1 pseudogene is annotated in these 245 nt (G+C 66.9%); it reads right to left on the bottom strand.

Annotated elements, in window-relative coordinates:
* A pseudogene (gene gltR, locus FQ668_RS28010) lies at window positions 1–245 on the bottom strand (two-component system response regulator GltR); the annotation flags it as partial.

A 245-nucleotide genomic window follows, 5' to 3' on the forward strand; every position in this document is an offset into this window, starting at 1 on the left:
GTGCGGATCAGCCTGGGTGGTTTGTCGGTATCGCGCAGGCGCTGGCGCAGGCGGCTGACCGCCATGTCGACGATGCGGTCCAGTGGCATCGGCTCGCGACCACGGGTGGCGTTGCCGATGGTGTCGCGGTCGAGGATCTGCTGTGGGTGGTCGAGGAACAGCTTGAGCAGGGCGAAGTCGGCGCCGGAGAGAATCACTTCCTCACCGTCGCGATGGAACAGGCGGTGGCTGACCGTGTCCAGGCC

Source organism: Pseudomonas sp. Kh14 (genome assembly GCF_900291005.1).
Classification (GTDB): Bacteria; Pseudomonadota; Gammaproteobacteria; order Pseudomonadales; family Pseudomonadaceae; genus Aquipseudomonas; species Aquipseudomonas alloputida.